The sequence below is a fragment of the Frigoribacterium sp. CFBP 8766 genome, from assembly GCF_014841435.1.
Taxonomy (GTDB): Bacteria; Actinomycetota; Actinomycetes; order Actinomycetales; family Microbacteriaceae; genus Frigoribacterium.
Genome location: NZ_JACYTX010000007.1, coordinates 95,621 through 111,967, shown reverse-complemented (window position 1 = coordinate 111,967; position 16,347 = coordinate 95,621). Strand labels below are relative to the sequence as shown.

Annotated in this window: 17 protein-coding genes; 11 read left to right on the top strand and 6 right to left on the bottom strand. The window is 73.6% G+C overall.

Annotation, left to right across the window (positions count from 1 at the left end; translation table 11 throughout):
• Window positions 1-387: isopentenyl-diphosphate Delta-isomerase (gene idi, locus IFT90_RS15375; protein WP_192043075.1), on the bottom strand; the 387-nt coding region annotated here is incomplete at its 3' end.
• An 18-nt stretch (window positions 388-405) separates the two neighbouring features.
• Here idi and IFT90_RS15370 point away from each other — a divergent pair.
• From IFT90_RS15370 to IFT90_RS15345, 6 genes are read left to right on the top strand one after another with little or no spacing between them, the layout of a single operon-like run.
• Complete coding sequence (locus tag IFT90_RS15370; protein WP_371812337.1) at window positions 406-1,521, top strand: polyprenyl synthetase family protein; 1,116 nt, start codon at window positions 406-408, stop codon at window positions 1,519-1,521.
• Window positions 1,518-2,420 (top strand): squalene/phytoene synthase family protein, encoded by a 903-nt coding sequence (locus IFT90_RS15365; protein WP_192043074.1) that lies wholly within the window; start codon window positions 1,518-1,520, stop codon window positions 2,418-2,420. Before IFT90_RS15370 ends, IFT90_RS15365 begins: the two co-directional genes overlap by 4 nt.
• On the top strand, window positions 2,417-4,111 hold the full coding sequence (crtI, locus tag IFT90_RS15360) for a phytoene desaturase family protein (protein ID WP_371812336.1): 1,695 nt from the start codon (window positions 2,417-2,419) through the stop codon (window positions 4,109-4,111). The genes IFT90_RS15365 and crtI overlap by 4 nt, the downstream gene beginning before the upstream one ends.
• Window positions 4,111-4,476, top strand: coding sequence for a lycopene cyclase domain-containing protein (locus IFT90_RS15355; RefSeq protein ID WP_192043073.1), 366 nt, complete (start codon window positions 4,111-4,113; stop codon window positions 4,474-4,476). Before crtI ends, IFT90_RS15355 begins: the two co-directional genes overlap by 1 nt.
• The gene (locus tag IFT90_RS15350) at window positions 4,473-4,922 is read left to right on the top strand and encodes a lycopene cyclase (protein ID WP_199861908.1); all 450 of its coding nucleotides are present in this window, start codon (window positions 4,473-4,475) and stop codon (window positions 4,920-4,922) included. Before IFT90_RS15355 ends, IFT90_RS15350 begins: the two co-directional genes overlap by 4 nt.
• Window positions 4,919-5,914 carry a prenyltransferase gene (locus IFT90_RS15345; RefSeq protein ID WP_371741051.1) on the top strand — a complete coding sequence of 332 codons (996 nt, stop codon included), beginning with the start codon at window positions 4,919-4,921 and terminating at the stop codon, window positions 5,912-5,914. Before IFT90_RS15350 ends, IFT90_RS15345 begins: the two co-directional genes overlap by 4 nt.
• 41 nt (window positions 5,915-5,955) lie before the next feature.
• Here IFT90_RS15345 and IFT90_RS15340 read toward each other — a convergent pair whose 3' ends face one another.
• Window positions 5,956-6,483, bottom strand: a complete 528-nt coding sequence (locus IFT90_RS15340) for a MarR family winged helix-turn-helix transcriptional regulator (RefSeq protein ID WP_192043072.1) — start codon at window positions 6,481-6,483, stop codon at window positions 5,956-5,958.
• 61 nt (window positions 6,484-6,544) lie between these two features.
• Here IFT90_RS15340 and IFT90_RS15335 point away from each other — a divergent pair, with 61 nt between their 5' ends.
• The 5 genes from IFT90_RS15335 (at window position 6,545) to IFT90_RS15315 (ending at window position 10,746) form a co-directional block, all read left to right on the top strand.
• Window positions 6,545-8,155: a glycosyltransferase 87 family protein gene (locus IFT90_RS15335; protein WP_192043071.1), complete on the top strand. Its 1,611-nt coding sequence runs from the start codon at window positions 6,545-6,547 to the stop codon at window positions 8,153-8,155.
• A 125-nt stretch (window positions 8,156-8,280) separates the two neighbouring features.
• Entirely contained in the window at window positions 8,281-8,634 is a 354-nt protein-coding gene (locus tag IFT90_RS15330) for a YtxH domain-containing protein (RefSeq protein ID WP_192043070.1), read from the top strand.
• Window positions 8,627-9,070, top strand: a complete 444-nt coding sequence (locus IFT90_RS15325) for a phage holin family protein (protein ID WP_192043069.1) — start codon at window positions 8,627-8,629, stop codon at window positions 9,068-9,070. The genes IFT90_RS15330 and IFT90_RS15325 overlap by 8 nt, the downstream gene beginning before the upstream one ends.
• Window positions 9,067-9,342, top strand: a complete 276-nt coding sequence (locus tag IFT90_RS15320) for a DUF3618 domain-containing protein (protein ID WP_192043068.1) — start codon at window positions 9,067-9,069, stop codon at window positions 9,340-9,342. The genes IFT90_RS15325 and IFT90_RS15320 overlap by 4 nt, the downstream gene beginning before the upstream one ends.
• Window positions 9,343-9,501: 159 nt before the next feature.
• Window positions 9,502-10,746, top strand: a complete 1,245-nt coding sequence (locus IFT90_RS15315; protein ID WP_197980828.1) for a YihY/virulence factor BrkB family protein — start codon at window positions 9,502-9,504, stop codon at window positions 10,744-10,746.
• A 180-nt stretch (window positions 10,747-10,926) separates the two neighbouring features.
• On the opposite strand, the gene IFT90_RS15310 is transcribed toward IFT90_RS15315, so the two are convergent.
• The 4 genes from IFT90_RS15310 to acs form a co-directional block, all read right to left on the bottom strand.
• Window positions 10,927-11,724 (bottom strand): isocitrate lyase/phosphoenolpyruvate mutase family protein, encoded by a 798-nt coding sequence (locus tag IFT90_RS15310; RefSeq protein ID WP_192043067.1) that lies wholly within the window; start codon window positions 11,722-11,724, stop codon window positions 10,927-10,929.
• A 116-nt stretch (window positions 11,725-11,840) separates the two neighbouring features.
• Complete coding sequence (locus IFT90_RS15305) at window positions 11,841-12,983, bottom strand: hypothetical protein (protein ID WP_192043066.1); 1,143 nt, start codon at window positions 12,981-12,983, stop codon at window positions 11,841-11,843.
• 280 nt (window positions 12,984-13,263) lie between these two features.
• Complete coding sequence (locus tag IFT90_RS15300) at window positions 13,264-13,866, bottom strand: nitroreductase family protein (protein WP_123548603.1); 603 nt, start codon at window positions 13,864-13,866, stop codon at window positions 13,264-13,266.
• Window positions 13,867-14,073: 207 nt separating this feature from the next.
• Entirely contained in the window at window positions 14,074-16,164 is a 2,091-nt protein-coding gene (gene acs, locus IFT90_RS15295; protein WP_192043065.1) for an acetate--CoA ligase, read from the bottom strand.
• Window positions 16,165-16,347: the final 183 nt, after the last annotated feature.

The window sequence follows — 16,347 nt, the reverse complement described above, 5'->3', positions numbered from 1 at the left end:
GCCGGAGGCGTCGGTCGCGAGGTACCGGAAGTCCGGCAGCACGCTGCTCACGTCGGTGACCTCGATGCCGAGCTCCTGCGACGCGCGCCGGGACACCGCCTCCTCGGGGGTCTCGCCCGGTGCGGGGTGGCCGCAGAAGGAGTTGGTCCAGACGCCGGGCCAGGTCTTCTTCGACAGGGCACGACGGGTGACGAGCACGCGGCCGCGGTCGTCGAGCACGTGGCAGCTGAAGGCGAGGTGCAGCGGGGTCGTCGCCGTGTGCACCGTGGCCTTCAGGTGCGTGCCGCAGGGCTCGCCGGCGTCGTCGAGCAGTACCACGAGCTCGTCGCCGCCGCTCGCGACGGGGCTGCGGAGCGCCTGGGGATGCACGGAGGTCTCGGGTGTCATGAGAGGTAGTCTGCCCTGGTGAGCGGTGAACACCAGCGCGCGGGGACGCACGACCGGCAGGGCCGTGTGGTCGGCGACCTCGCCGACCGCGACGCGCGCGACCAGTCCCGCGTCGAGGCCGTGCTCGACGACTTCTTCCGGCTGGCCAAGCGCCGGGCCGAGTCGGTCGGCTACCGGTACGTCGACCTCTGGAAGGTCCTCGAGCGCAACACGAGCGGCGGCAAGCGCTTCCGCCCTCGCATGGTCTTCACCACGTACACGGCCCTCGGCGGCCGCGACGACGAGGCCGCGGCCCGCGTCGGCGCCGCCTTCGAGCTGCTGCACACCGCGCTGATCGTCCACGACGACGTCATCGACCGCGACTTCTCGCGCCGCGGCATCCCCAACGTCAGCGGCAGCTACCGCGACGAGGCGACCACGGCGGGCATCCCCACGCCGACCGCCGAGCACCGCGGCATGTCGGCCGCGGTCATCGCCGGCGACCTCGCGCTGACGGGTGCGAGCCGCCTCCTGCTGCAGGTGCCCTGCGACGGTCCGGTCCAGGCGCGCCTCCTCGACCTGCTCGACGAGGCCGTGTTCGTCAGCGCCGGCGGCGAGATGATCGACGTCGAGCTCTCGCTCTCGGACGACCTGCCGACCGTCGACGAGATCCTCGACATGGAGCGCGCCAAGACCGCCGTCTACTCGTTCGAGGCCCCGCTGCAGGCCGGCGCCGTGCTGGCCGAGGCACCGGAGGCGGTGGTCAGGGCCCTGGGCGAGTTCGGCCGCGAGGTCGGGGTCGCGTACCAGGTCGTCGACGACCTGCTCGGCGTCTTCGGCACGCAGTCCGACACCGGCAAGACGACGCTCGGTGACCTCCGCGAGGGCAAGCGCACGGTGCTCGTCGCGCATGCGGCCACGACCGACGACTGGTTCGGCATCCGGCCCTTCATCGGCAAGGCCGACCTGTCCGAGGTCGAGGCCGAGGTCGTGCGCGGCCGCCTCGAGGCCTGCGGCGCGCGGCGCTTCGCCGAGCAGCTCGTCGAGGATCATGCTCGTCGCGCGCTCGACGTGCTCGACGGGCCCGACGTCGGCGAGGCCCTGCGCGACGCCCTGGCCCCCCTCGTCCAGGTCGTGCTGGAGCGCGTGCGGTGACCGGTCTCTCCCTCTACGACGCGACGGCCGACGGCACCGCGTCCGGCGTCATCCGCCGCTACTCGACCTCGTTCGGGCTCGCGTCGCGGCTGCTCGGCCCCGCCGTGCGCCAGCACGTCGAGAACGTCTACGCGCTCGTGCGGGTCGCCGACGAGGTCGTCGACGGGCCGGCGACGGAGGCGGGCCTGACGGCCGACGAGTCGCGTCGCTGCCTCGACGAGCTCGAGGCCGACACCGAGCGCGCGATGGCCCAGGGCTTCAGCGCCAACCTCGTCGTCCACGCCTTCGCGCGCACCGCGCGGGCGACCGGCTTCGGCTCCGAGCTGACCCGCCCGTTCTTCGAGTCGATGCGCGCCGACCTGAGCGCGAGCGAGCACGACCAGGAGTCGTTCGACCGCTACGTGCACGGCTCGGCCGAGGTCGTCGGGCTGATGTGCCTGCGTGCGTTCCTCACCGGCCACAGCTACCCGGAGTCGACGCGGGCGCTGCTCGACGAGGGCGCCACGCGGCTCGGGGCGGCCTTCCAGAAGGTGAACTTCCTCCGCGACCTCGCGGCCGACTTCGAGCACCTCGGCCGCAGCTACTTCCCCGGGGTCGACGTGACGACCTTCGACGAGGCCACGAAGCTGCGCCTCGTCGCCGACATCGACGACGACCTGCGCGTCTCGGGCGAGGTGATCCCCGTGCTGCCCGCCTCGTCGCGCCGCGCGGTGGCGCTCGCCCACGGGCTGTTCGCCGAGCTGAACCGGCGTCTCGAGGCGACCCCCGCCTCCTCGCTCATCCGGGCGCGCGTCCGCGTGCCCGACCCCGTCAAGGTGCGGATCGCGCTGCAGGCCACGGCCGGCCGCGTCGCCTCCGTCCCCGACCACCGACCCCCACCTCCTGGAGCCTCCCTGTGACGACCCCCTGGCTGAAGCGCGCCGTCGGCGACACGAGCGTCGAGCGGCACGGCCGCCGGGTCGTCGTGATCGGCGGCGGCATCTCCGGCCTGGCCAGCGCGGCGCTGCTCGCCCGCGAGGGCCACGACGTCACCGTGCTCGAGAAGAACGACCAGGTCGGCGGTCGCGCCGGCAGCTGGGAGCAGGACGGCTTCCGCTTCGACCTCGGCCCGAGCTGGTACCTGATGCCCGAGGTGTTCGACCACTTCTTCCGGCTGATGGGCACGTCCGCCGACGAGCAGCTCGACCTGGTGCCGCTCGACCCCGGCTACCGCGTCCTGTTCGAGCCCGGTGCCGACGGCACCCGCGAGGAGCCGATCGTCGTGCCGCGCGGCCTCGAGGAGAACATCGCGCTCTTCGACGGCATCGAGCCCGGCAGCGGCGACCGCATGCGCGGCTACCTGCGGTCGGCGCGCGACACCTACGAGCTCGCCAAGCAGCGGTTCCTCTACACGAGCTTCGAGACCGTCGGCCCGCTGCTCCGCGGCGACGTCGTCGTGCGGCTGCCGAAGCTCGGCCGCCTGCTGCTGCAGGACCTGGACGCGTTCGCCTCGCGGGCCGTCAAGGAGCCGCGCCTGCGGCAGATCCTCGGCTACCCCGCCGTGTTCCTCGGGTCGTCGCCGTTCGCGACCCCGAGCATGTACCACCTGATGAGCACGCTCGACCTCGACGACGGTGTGCTCTACCCCCAGGGCGGCTTGACGACCGTGATCCGGCGGATCGCGGCGGTGGCCGAGGAGGCGGGCGTCCGGATCGTCACGGAGGCGCCCGTCACCCGGGTCCTCACGTCGCCCGGGCCCGGACGCTCCGCCGTCGTGCGCGGCGTCGAGCACGGCGACGCCGAGGGCGGGCACCACGTGCTCGAGGCCGACGTGGTCGTCGGGGCGGCCGATCTCGAGCACCTCGAGACGCAGCTGCTGCCCGAGGGCCTGCGCACCTACGACTCCGACTACTGGGCCACCCGCGACCCGGGGCCGAGCGCCCTGCTGCTGTACCTGGGCGTCGAGGGCGAGGTGCCCGAGCTCGAGCACCACACGCTGTTCTTCGCGCGCGACTGGCACGAGAACTTCGACCGCATCTTCGGCGACGACAAGCGGATCCCCGACCCGCCGTCGCTCTACGTCTGCAAGCCGAGCACGGTCGACCCGTCGACGGCGCCCGCCGGGCACACGAACCTCTTCGTGCTCGTGCCGCTGCCCGCCGACCCGTCCCTCGGCGGCGGCGACGTGGGCGGCGACGGCGACCCGCTGATCGAGCGGCTCGCCGACCAGGTCATCGAGCAGATCGCCGACTGGGCCGAGATCCCCGACCTCGCGTCGCGCGTCGTGCTGCGCCGCACCCGCGGCCCGCGCGACTTCGTCGACGACGTCAACGCCTGGAGCGGCAGCATGCTCGGCCCGGCGCACACGCTCTCGCAGAGCGCGATGTTCCGTGCAGGCAACACCTCCGAGCACGTGCAGGGCCTCTTCTACGCGGGCGGCTCGGTGCGCCCGGGCATCGGCCTGCCGATGTGCCTGATCAGCGCCGAGATCCTGCTCAAGAACATGCGCGGCGACACGAGCACGGGGCCGGTGGCCGAGCCGGCCGTCGGCGCGGGCGCGGGCTCCGACGCGGGCTCCGGGGTCGTGCCCGGCGCGAGCGGCGACGCCTGATGGGCTTCGCGTACCTCGTCGCCCTGCTGATCTCGATCTTCGGCATGGCGATGCTCGACCGGCGCTTCGGCCTGTTCTTCTGGCGGGACGGCTGGCGGGCGTTCGTCACGCTGCTCGTCGGCGTCGTGTTCTTCCTCATCTGGGACATCGTCGGCATCGACGCCGGTGTCTTCTTCCGTGGCGAGACGTCGTTCATGACGGGCGTGCAGCTCGCGCCCGAGCTGCCCCTCGAGGAGGTCTTCTTCCTCGTGCTGCTCTGCTGGCTCACGATGAACCTGCTCGCCGGCTCGCGCCTCGTGCTCGACGCGCGGGAGCGCCGCCGGGCCGCGTCGGCCGCCCTCTCGACGGGCGGTGACCGCGCGTGACGTACTGGGCGATCAACGCGGTCTTCCTCGGGCTCGTGGCCGTGACGGCGGGGGCCGCGCTGCTGCTGCGCTGGGCGCGCACCCGGTCGACCCGCGCCTCCTCGACCCGTGCGTCCTCGACCCACGGCTCGCTCGCGGCCGTCGTGCGCGCGGCCGTGCTCTCGACCGCGGTGCTGCTGGTGATGACCGCCGTCTTCGACAACGTCATGATCGGCGTCGGGCTCGTCGGCTACGACGAGTCGCGCATCAGCGGTGCCTTCGTCGGCATCGCACCGCTCGAGGACTTCGCCTACGCGGTCGCGGCGCTCGTGCTGCTGCCGAGCATCTGGACCCTGCTCGGGTCGCGGAGCGAGACGGAGGCCGCGAAGGCCGCGAGGGCGTCGCGTCGCGCCGGCAGCGGCAGCGGCGCCGGCACCAGCACGCCGGACGCCGAGGAGGCGCGGTGACCGCGACCCTGAGGGCCCTGTTCTGGTCCTCCCGGCCCCTCAGCTGGATCAACACGGCGTTCCCGTTCGCGGCGGCGTACGTCCTGACCGCGGCCAGCACGCCGAGCCCGGACGCCGACGCGGGCGGCGCCTACGTCTCGCAGTCGGTCGCCGACGCCGTCGCCGACGGGTCTGCCGCGGTGCTCGTCCTCACCGGGCCGAGCCCTGCCTTCGACTTCTCGCAGGTGGACTGGCTCGTCGCGGTCGTCGGCATCCTGTTCTTCCTGGTGCCCTACAACCTCGCGATGTACGGCATCAACGACGTCTTCGACTACGAGAGCGACCTGCGGAACCCGCGCAAGGGCGGGGTCGAGGGCGCCCTGCTCGACCGGAGCATGCACCGTACGACGCTCTGGGCGGCGGTGCTCACGTGCGTGCCGTTCGTCCTGTTCCTCGTCGCGGTGGGCAGCCCGCTCAGCTGGCTGGTGCTCGCCGTCAGCCTGTTCGCGGTCGTCGCCTACTCGGCGAAGGGCCTGCGCTTCAAGGAGCGTCCGTTCGTCGACTCCGTCACGTCGAGCACGCACTTCGTCAGCCCCGCCGTCTACGGCCTCGTGCTCGCGGGGGCCACCTTCACGCCAGCGCTCTGGGCGCTGCTGGGGGCGTTCTTCCTCTGGGGGGCAGCGAGCCACGCCTTCGGCGCCGTCCAGGACGTGATCGCCGACCGCGAGGGCGGCATCGCCTCGATCGCGACCGTGATCGGTGCCCGCACCACCGTCCGGCTCGCCGTCGTCGCCTACCTGCTCGCGGGCATCCTGCTCACCTTCACCGACGCACCCGGGCCGTTCGCGGCGATCATCCCCGTGGCCTACGCCCTGAACTGCGCGCCCTGGTGGAACATCACCGACGCCGAGGCGGAGGGCGCGAACAAGGGCTGGAAGAGGTTCCTCTGGCTCAACTTCGTGTCGGGGTTCGTCACGACGATGCTGCTCATCGGGTGGGTCGCGCTGGCGTAGCCGGCGCCGCCTCGTCGGCTGCCCAGGTCTCGATCGGAGGGTCAGCCGCCGAGGTTGCCGACGGCCCTCCGCAGCACGCGGAGCGCCGTCTCGCGCTCGTCGGGGCTGACGCCCGCGAAGGCGTCCGCGCCGATGCCGAGCACCACGTCGCGCAGCTTCGCGTGCGCGACCGCACCCCGCTCGGTGAGCGAATGCCGGCTGGCGCCGAGGCCGTCGGTCTCGACCGCCACCCAACCGCTCTCGACGAGCTCGCCGAGGTCGTCGACCAGCGACTGGTCGTCGTCGGCCGGCCCGTCCGACGACGCGGTCGACCCGCTCGCGGCCGCGGAGGACTCCTCGGCGCCCGGCTCGACGCCGCGCTCGAGGGCCTCGAGCACCTGCCACTGGCGGCGCGTGACGCCGTGCTCGTCGAGCGCCTCGGCGAACCGCTGGTCGAGCAGCCGCTCGACCCGGGTCAGCCACCAGCCGACCGGCCTGTCGTCGGCACTGTCGTCGTCGCGCGTCGGCTGGTCGTCCTCGGGCCCGGGCGCAGCCGTGCGCGAGTCGTCGTCGGAGCTCCGTCGGTCCATGCGCGGCATCGTACGCCCGACGTTCACCTCGTCGAAAGGTGCGCGCCCTAGCGTCCGCAGGGTGAGCTCGCGCACGCCCTGGACCACCGCCTCCTCGTCCCGGCGTGCCCGGCGGACCGCGCCCGGTCCCGGCCCCGGTCCCGACGGGGGCGGCGGGCCCGTCGCTCGTCTCCACGACGGCGTGCGGCACCTGCGCCGGGTCCGGGGCCTGTTCCGCCGGCAGCCCCGCGCGATCTGGTGGACCTTCGCGGCCCTGCACGCCGCCGTCTTCGTCGCCCTGACGCCGTTGATGCTGCGAGGAGGCGCGGAGGGCGACCTGCCCCTGTACCGCACCTGGGCCACCGGCGCCCTCAGCGAGGGCCGCTGGCCCGTCATGGACTTCGCCTGGGTCTACCCGGCCGGCGCGCTGCTGCCCGTCGTGCTGCCGAACGTCCTGGGGGAGTCGCTCTACCAGCTCGTCTGGCTCCTCCTCGTGACGGCCGCGAACGCCGCGTCGCTCTGGCTGCTCACCGACCGCGGGCGCCGCACGGTCGACGCCCCGGCGGCGTGGTGGTGGCTGCTCGTGCTGTTCCTGCTGAGCCCGGTGGCGTTCCTCCGGCTGGAGGCCTTCAGCGCGCCTGCCGTGGTCGCGGCCCTCCTCCTGCTCGGCACCCGGCCCCGGGTGGCCGGCGCACTGCTGGCCGCGGCGACGTGGGTCAAGGTCTGGCCGGCGGCCGTCATCGCGGCCGTCGTGGTCGCGAGCCGGGGACGCGCGACGGTCGTGCGGGCGTGCCTCTGGGTGACGCTCGTCGTCGTCGCGGTGGTCGCCGTCGGCGGGGGCCTGTCGTCGGTCGACAGCTTCGTCACGATGCAGTCGGACCGGGCGCTGCAGCTCGAGGCTCCGCTCGCGACCCCGTGGCTGTGGATGGCGATGCTGGGGGTGCCCGGCGCCTCCGTGTACGAGAACGTCGGGCTCGCGACCCGCGAGGTGATGGGGCCGGGCGACACCTGGGCGGTGCACGGCAGCACGCAGGCCATGGGCGTCGTGATGGTCCTGCTCGTCGGGCTGCTGGCGGTCGCGGCGGCCGGGCGCGCCCGGGCCGGGCGTGCGGGTGTGGCGCCTGCGGGGGCCGGTCGTGCGGGGGTCGCGCCTGCGGGGGTCGACGGGACCGCCCACGCCGGGCACGAGTCCCGCCTCGTCCTGCTCGGGGCCCTGACCCTGACGATCACGCTGATCGTCTTCAACAAGGTCGGGTCGCCCCAGTACGTGCTGTGGATCGCCCCGGTCGTCGCGGCGGGACTGTGGGCGGACGCCGCCGCGTTCCGCGCCCCGGCGAGGCTCGTCGCGTGGGCGGCCGGGCTGACGACGCTGGTGTTCCCGGTGCTCTACCTGCCCTTGATCGACCTGAACCCCGTCGCCGTGGCGGTGCTCGGTGCGCGCAACGTCCTGCTCGTCGTGCTCTTCTGCTGGTGCGTGCTGCGCCTGGTCGAGGAGGCGTTGGCCGCGTGGGGCCGCGAGCTCCCGCCCCGCTGGTGGTCGCGACGGGTGCGGTCCGTCCGCGTCCCCGTCCCCGTGGCCGTCCTGGCCGACGCGACCGCCGCCTCCTCCGCGACCGCCGCCTCCTCCGCGACCGCCGCCTCCTCTGCGCCGTCGTCGGCCGTCCACAGCCGGGGCGCTCGCCGCTCCTCCTGACCGGCGTCGCTGTACCCCTGGCCGCGTCGCGGTACTGGGAATCTGGTCTGTGCCCGGGGGTCTGTGCCAGCGTTGGTGTCCTGGGCCGCTGGGGCCCGGTCGACCTCGAACTGAATGGAGCACTCATGAAGGGCAAGATCCTCTTCGTCGCCGGAGCAGCTGTGGGCTACGTGCTGGGAGCACGTGCCGGGCGCGGTGCCTACGTCAAGATCAAGTCGCAGGCCGAGAGCCTGTGGGAGAACCCCTCCGTGCAGAAGACGGTCCACCAGGCCGAGGACTTCGTGAAGGAGAACGCCCCCGTCGTGGGCAAGAAGCTGCAGGGCGCCGCCGGCGACGCGGCCTCGAAGGCCAAGTCCGTCGCCTCGAAGGCGTCCGACAAGGCCGACGACGTCGCGGACTCCGCCAAGAGCGCCGCCTCGAGCGCCGGCTCCGACAGCGAGGGCGCCGCGAAGCTGCCCGGGGTGAACGTCGGTGAGTGACCTCAAGGCACCGGAACAGAGCACCAAGAAGTCGCTCGGCTCGCTGCTCGGCAGCCTGCCCGAGCTCATCTCCCGTCTCATCAGGGGCGAGATCCAGCTCGCGAAGACCGAGCTCATCACCAAGCTGAAGGAGGCGGGGGTCGGCGCAGGACTGCTGGTCGGCGCCGCGCTCTTCGGCTTCTTCCTCCTCGCCGTGCTGATCACCGCCGGCGTGCTGGGGCTCGCCACCGTGGTGGCGCCGTGGCTCGCCGCCCTGATCGTGGCGGCCGTGCTGCTGGTGATCACCGGCGTGCTCGCGCTGCTGGGCGTCAAGGCGCTCAAGAAGGGCGTGCCGCCCGTGCCGCAGCAGGCCGTCGACAGCGTGAAGGCCGACGTGGCCGCGCTGAAGGGGACCAGCACGAAGAGCACGAGCACGAAGGGCGCGAGCGACCGATGAGCGACGACGAGAGCGACCAGAAGCCCGGCCCGCGCGAGGGCGCGAGCATCCCCGAGATCGAGCTGGACATCGCCCGCACCCGCGAGCAGTTCAAGGAGACCCTCGACGCCATCGAGGACAAGCTGAGCGTGCCGGCCCACGCCCGACGCCTCAAGGCGAGCGTCAAGCGTCGCCTCGACGACGACCCGGCACCCGTGATCGCCACGGCGGCCGCAGGCGTGGCCGGCGTCGCCGCGATCGTCGCGGGCGTCGTCAAGATCGCCCGCCGCTGACGCGACGCTGACGGACGGCAGGAGGCGCGCCTCCTGCCGTCTTCTGCATCACCCGCACCGCATCAGGCCGCCCGGCAGCACGCAGCCGGCGACGCACCCCACCCGGCGACACCCCTCTCCGCATCACCTCTCGTCCACAGGACAGGAACACGAGACCCCATGGCACAGACCAGCACACGCCGGGACCAGACGGCGCCCGAGCCGAACGACTCGCGCAAGCCCGACAGTCCCGACGACCTGCACGCGCGGTCGTGGGGCTACGTGCTCAAGAAGACCCTGCGCGAGTTCGGGTCCGACCAGTGCACCGACCTCGCGGCTTCGCTCACCTACTACGCCGTGCTCGCGATCTTCCCCGGCCTGCTGGCGATCGTCGCGCTGCTGGGCGTGGTCGGCCAGGCCGGGCCGACGACCGACGCCGTCCTCCAGCTCCTCACGCAGCTCGGCGGCGCCTCCGTGGCCGACACCCTGCGCGGCCCCATCCAGGAGCTGATCGGCTCGCAGGCGGCCGGCTTCGCCCTCGTCGCCGGTGTGCTCGGTGCCCTCTGGTCGGCCTCGGGCTACGTCGGCGGCTTCGGCCGGGCGATGAACCGCATCTACAACGTCGACGAGGGGCGTCCGATCTGGAAGCTCCGCCCGACGATGCTCGCCATCACCGCGTTCACCGTGGTGCTGATCGTGGTCGCGGGGCTCATCCTCGTGCTGAGCGGCGACGTCGCCCAGACGGTCGGCGACGTGGTCGGCCTCGGCTCGACGACGGTCTTCGTCTGGAGCATCGTCAAGTGGCCCGTGCTGCTGGTCATCGTCGTGGTCGTCGTCGCGGTGCTGTACTACTTCTCGCCGAACATCCGCCAGCCGAAGTTCCGCTGGATGAGCCTCGGCTCGATCACCGCGATCGTCATCTGGGGCCTCGCCAGCGCCGGCTTCGGCTTCTACGTCGCGAACTTCTCGAACTACAACAAGACCTACGGCTCGCTCGGTGCCGTGATCGTGTTCCTGCTGTGGCTCTGGATCACCAACCTGGCGCTGCTGTTCGGCGCCGAGTTCGACGCCGAGATCGAGCGCGGCCGCGAGCTGCAGGCCGGCATGAAGGCCGAGAAGGACATCCTGCTGCCGCCGCGCGACACCGCGCAGAGCGAGAAGAAGCAGGCGGTCGCGGCGCAGGACGAGCTCGACGGCCTCCGGCTCCGCCAGGCCGCCGCCGAGTCGATCGAGCGACAGGAGTCGGAGGAGGAGCACGACGGGAACGGCCGTCGCGGCGACGACCACGCGGACGCCGACTCCGACGACCTCGACCGGGCCAAGGCGGAGGACGACGCCGCCGACGACACCGCGAAGGCGACGGCCAAGGCGAAGCGCAAGGCCGACAAGGCGGAGGCGAAGGCCGCCGCGAAGGATCGCGACTGAGCCCGGCGCCCACGCACGCAGGAGGCCCCGACGACGTGAGTCGCCGGGGCCTCGTGCGTGCGTGGACCGCGTCCTGCTCACGGTCGAGGGACGGGACGGGGGCGGGCGAGTCCTTCGTGCACGGTCCGTCACGACGGACCGGCGGCGACGAACCCGCCCGCCGGCGGCGCGCGCCGCCGGCTAGAAGCTGAAGCCGAGCTCGCGGGGGTAGTCGCCGCGGGCGGTGAGCTGCTCGGCGGCGTCGCGCAGGTGCGACAGCGTCAGGCCCATCGTCATCGGGCCGAAGCTGACGCGCGAGACGCCCAGCTCGGCGAGGCGCGCGAGCGGCACGGAGTCCGGCCCCGAGATGACGCTGACCTTGCCGTGGATCTCGTCGAGCGCGCGCTCGACGAGGTCCTCCGTGCCCAGGCCGAGCACGAACGCGCAGTCGGCGCCGGCGTCGAGGTAGGCGTTCGCGCGACGGACGGCGTCGTCGAAGAGCGAGGGGTCGCCGGCCAGCGCGTCCACACGGGCGTTGATGACGATCGGCACGCCGGCGCGGTCGCCGGCCTGACGGGCGGCCGCGACCTTGGACACCTGGGTGTCGATGTCGTAGAGCTCCGTCTTGGACTTGCCCGTGCTGTCCTCGAGGTTGAGGCCGGCGGCGCCCTCCTCGATCAGGCGCCACACGTTGTCGAGGGTGCCGGCCGCGTCGGTCGCGTAGGCCTTCTCGAAGTCGACGGAGACGGGCAGGTCGACCGCGCGGATCACGAGCCGGACGGCGTCGAGCATCTGGTCGACGTCGAGCCCCTCGCCGTCCTCGACGCCGTGGGCCTCGCTGATCGAGTGCGATGCGGTCGCGAGGGCCCTGACCCCCGGGGCGCCCGCCACGACGCGGGCGGTGATGCTGTCCCACACGTTGGTGACCACGAGCGGGTCGCCGGGCACGTGCAGCGAGCGGAGCAGGTCGGCCTTCGCGGCCGTGGAGGAGATCGACATGGTCCCAGCCAACCGCACCCGCGCCTCCTGCGCCATCAGGGGACGAGGAGGCGCGCGTGCGGTGCGCGCCCCGCCGGGTCAGCGGCGTGCCCCGTCCAGGCCGGCAGCCAGCCGGGTCAGCGGCCGGCCCAGGCCCAGGTGCCGGTGAGGGTCGTCAGCGTGCGCTCGGTCGCTGCGGCACTGGCGGCGGCGGACGCGTCGTTCGTCGAGCCGTAGCCGAGGTCCGCGTCCGTGTCCGTGTCCGGTCCGACGGTCACGAGGGTGAGCGAGGAGGTGCGGGTCGCGTCGGCGGGGGACCACGCGACGACCACGGCGGCGGGCGTGCCGAGGTCGTCCCCGGTCGCGAGCCGGACGAGGGCGGCGGGCTGGCCGTCGAGCGTGGTCTGCTCGGGCGCGCCGACGACCGTGCCGACGCCGGGCAGCCAGCTCGGGCGCAGGGCGGCGACGGCGTCGGCGACACGGTCGGTGCTCGTCGCGGGGACGAGGCCCGCGGCGACGGCGGCGGGCACGGTCACGACCTGGACGGGCGTGACGGCGGTGTCGTCGGCCACGCCGAAGGACGTGGCGCAGGCGTCGGCGTCGCTGTCGTCACCGGACACCCACGCGTCGTCGGGGAGCGAGAACGACCAGCACGGGGTCGTCACGGCGGCGGGGTCGGCGGCGCCGTCGCCGTCGGCGTCGTCGTACCCGTCGCCCTGGCCGGGGCCGTGCGGGTCGCCGTCGAGGCCCTGCCCGGTGTCCCAGCCGTACCAGCTGCTCGCGGCCTCGTCCGCGAGGCGGGCCCCGACGGGCACGGCCACGACGAGCACGGCCACCACGGCGACGTTCGTCACGGCGGCGAGACCCGACAGCGCCAGGCCCGTGACGCCCAGGCCGAGACCTGACTGCACACGGCGGCGGCGCACCAGCGCGACGACCCCGAGGGCGACGCCGACCAGCGCGACCAGCAGGCCGACCACGGGCACGAGCCCGACGAGGAACGCACCGATGCCGACGACGAGGGCCGCGATCGCCCAGCCGCTCGCGCCGCTGCGGGCCGGCGGCTGCGCCGGCCCTGCGGGCTGCGCCGGCCCCACGGGCTGCGCGGGCTGCGCTGACCCTGTGGGCTGCGCGGGCCCTGCGTGCTCCGCGGGCCCTGCGGGCTGCGTAGGCTGCGCCGGCGGTGCGAGGGGTGCGTCAGGTGCGGAGCGGCCGAGCTCCTCGGTCGCGTGTCGATCGGCGTCGGCGGTGCCCTCGGCAGGTGTGCGGTCGTCGGTCATGCTGTCTCCTCGCGTGCGCGGCCGGCGTCCACCGGCCCGTCCTCGACGCTACGGAGCGCCGCCTCCTCGGTCGTCCGTCGCCGGTGGCTCGGGTGCGGTCCTGCAGGATGACCCGCGCCTCCTGCGCCGTCGCCCGTGCGGATGACCTGCGCGGCCGCATCACGACGAGACCCCTCGGACCCGCGCACGCCCTCGCTCGCGCGGAGGGGTGCACGCGGGTCCGAGGGGTCAGGACGCGCAGCGCGCGGGCAGCGGCAGGGCCAGCCGCCGCAGCGGCGGGCTAGTCGCGGCGCAGCACCAGCTCGTCGAGCGACAGGCGGACGCGCGGCGCGGTCTCGCGCTCGGCCAGCGCCTCGATCAGCTTGTCGGCCTCGTCGACGACGCCGACGGCGGTGACGGTGACGGGCTTCAGGTTCGCGGGCAGGTCGAACGCGGCGACCAGCTTGTCCCACTCGACGCCGGCCATCTGGTGGGTGTGGAAGCCCTCCGCGTGCGCCTGGACGCTGAGGTGCGCGACGGCCTGGCCGAGGTCGTACTCGGCGGTCGGGCGGTCGTCGCCCTCGACGGTCGAGGTCTCGGCCAGCGCGACGACCAGCGCGGAGGCGTTGCCGGCCCACATCGCGTTGAAGCTGAGCAGGGCGCCGACGATCGTGTCGAAGGTCTCGGTGCCGCGGCGGGCCACGACGAAGCGGCGGGGCTGGTGGTTCTGGGCCGACGGGGCCCAGCGGGCGGCCTCGAGCAGGGCATCGAGCTGTGCATCGCTGATCGTCGCGGTCGGGTCGAACGAGCGGGGGCTCCAGCGCTCGTCGAGCAGGTCGACGATCGGCACGCTGGTCTCGGCGGTGCGGACGGTGGAGGGGGCTGCGGAGGTGGTCTCGGAGATCGACACGGTGGACCGGCTTTCGTGGTGACGGGGGTGGGGGAGGGGCCGGCGCGACGCCGGGGCCACCGAGGTGAACCGTTGCCCTGTGCGCAAGATTCCCGACGCACGCCTAGGCGTCGCGGGGCACCGAGTGGTCAGGCAGTGTCCCCCTCGGGCCCCGGGAGGACAGCTCCTGACCACTCGCCGGCCCGCGAGACGGAGGGCGACCTAGGAGGCGCCCCGCACCTCCGCGAGGACGGCCGCGATGCGTCCCGGCACCGACGCGTCCTGCAGCGACGTCGTGTCGCCGAGCTCGCGCCCCTCCGACACGTCGCCCAGCAGGCGCCGCATGATCTTGCCCGAGCGGGTCTTCGGCAGGTCGGGGACGACGAGCACGGTCGCGGGCTTCGCCACGGGGCCGATCTGGTCGGCGACGTGGGCGCGCAGCAGGGGCGACAGCGAGCCCGGCGCGGACCCCGAGAGCGCGGCCCAGACCTGCGGTTCGGAGGCGTCGCCGGCGTCGCGCACCGCGCCTCCTGCGGGGCGGGTCGCGGGCACGACGAAGGCGGCGATCGCCTGCCCGGTGCGCGCGTCCGAGACGCCGACGACCGCCGCCTCGGAGACGAGGGGGTGGGCGACGAGCGACGACTCGATCTCGATCGTCGACAGGCGGTGACCCGACACGTTGATGACGTCGTCGACGCGGCCGAGCAGCCAGATGTCGCCGTCGTCGTCGTACTTGGCGCCGTCGCCGGAGAAGAACCAGCCCTGCCGCCAGTACTTCGCCCAGTAGCTGTCGCGGTAGCGCTCGGGGTCGCCCCAGACCGTGCGGGCCAACGACGGCGGCGTCTGCTGCACGACGAGGTAGCCGCCGGAGCCGTTCGGCACGCGCTCGCCGGCCTCGTCGACGACGGCGGTGGAGACGCCGGGCAGTGCGCGCAGCGACGACCCGGGCTTGAGCGTGTCGACGCCGGGCAGCGGCGCCATCACGGCCGCGCCCGTCTCCGACTGCCACCACGTGTCGACGATCGGCAGCTCGCCCCGGCCGAGCTGCTCGCGGAACCAGACCCACGCCTCCGGGTTGATCGCCTCGCCGACGGTGCCGAGGAGGCGCAGCGAGCTCAGGTCGAAGTCGGTCGGCAGGCCGTCGGGGAACCACGACGCGAGCGTCCGCACCAGGGTCGGCGCCGTGTAGTAGGTCGTGACGCCGTAGCGCTCGATGATCTCGAGGTGCCGGGCAGGGTGCGGGGTGTCGGGCGTGCCCTCGTAGATCACCTGCGTGAGGCCGTTCGAGAGCGGGCCGTAGATCTCGTAGGTGTGCGCGGTGACCCAGGCGAGGTCGGCCGTGCACCAGTGCACGTCGTCGGGCTTCGCGTCGAACACGGCCCAGTGCGTCCAGCTCGCGGCCGTGAGGTAGCCGCCGCTCGTGTGCACGAGGCCCTTCGGCTTCCCGGTCGTGCCGCTCGTGTACATGATGAAGAGCGGGGTCTCGGCGTCGAAGGCCTCCGGCTCGTCGGTGTCGGGCTGGGGGTCGACCACGTCGTGCCACCAGAGGTCGCGGCCCTCGGTCCACGGCACGTCGCGGGTGAGGTCGCCGGTGCGCCGCACGACGAGCACGTGCTCGACCTGGTTCTCGCCGCTCACCGCGTGGTCGGCGTTCGCCTTGACCGGCACCGCGGCGCCGCGACGGAACTGCCCGTCGGTGGTGACGAGCAGCTTCGCGCCCGTGTCCTCGACCCGGAACCTGAGCGCCTCGCCCGAGAAGCCGCCGAAGACGAGCGAGTGGATCGCGCCGATCCGCGCGATCGCGAGGGTCACGACGATCGTCTCGGCGATGACGGGCAGGTAGACGACGACGCGGTCGCCCTCGCCGACGCCGAGGCTGCGCAGCCCGTTCGCGGCCTTGACGACCTCACGCTGCAGCTGCGCGTAGGTGACGTCACGCCGGTCGCCGCGCTCGCCCTCGACGTGCAGCGCGACCTTCTCGCCGTTCCCGGCCGCGACGTGGCGGTCGACGCAGTTGACGGCGACGTTGAGGCGGCCGCCGGCGAACCAGGTCGCCTCGGGCACCGTGAGGCTGCCGTCGGCGAGCTCGCGGACCGGCTCCCACGTGTGAGCCGTGTGCCACGGGGTCTCCCACTCGAGCCGGCGGGCCTGCTCCTCCCAGAAGGCGACGGGGTCGGCCGCGGCACGCGCGTGCTCGCCGCTCGTGACGTTCGCGGCGGCGGCCAGCGCAGGAGGTGCGGGGAACGTCCGCCGCTCGTCGAGCAGGTTCGAGATGGTGTCGCGGGCGGTCGTGGTGGTGTCGCTCGGGGCCATCACCCGAGCGTACGGAGGCGCGGGCCGGCCCACCGGGCCTCCCGTCACGTCGCGTAACGGGCCGCGCTCGCCGCGTCTCGTCTCGTCTCGTCTCGTCTTGTCCCGTCTCGTTGCGAGCATCCCGTCCGACCGCGGCGCGACGGGATGCTCGGAACACGACGGGACCTGACGCGGTGGAGCCGG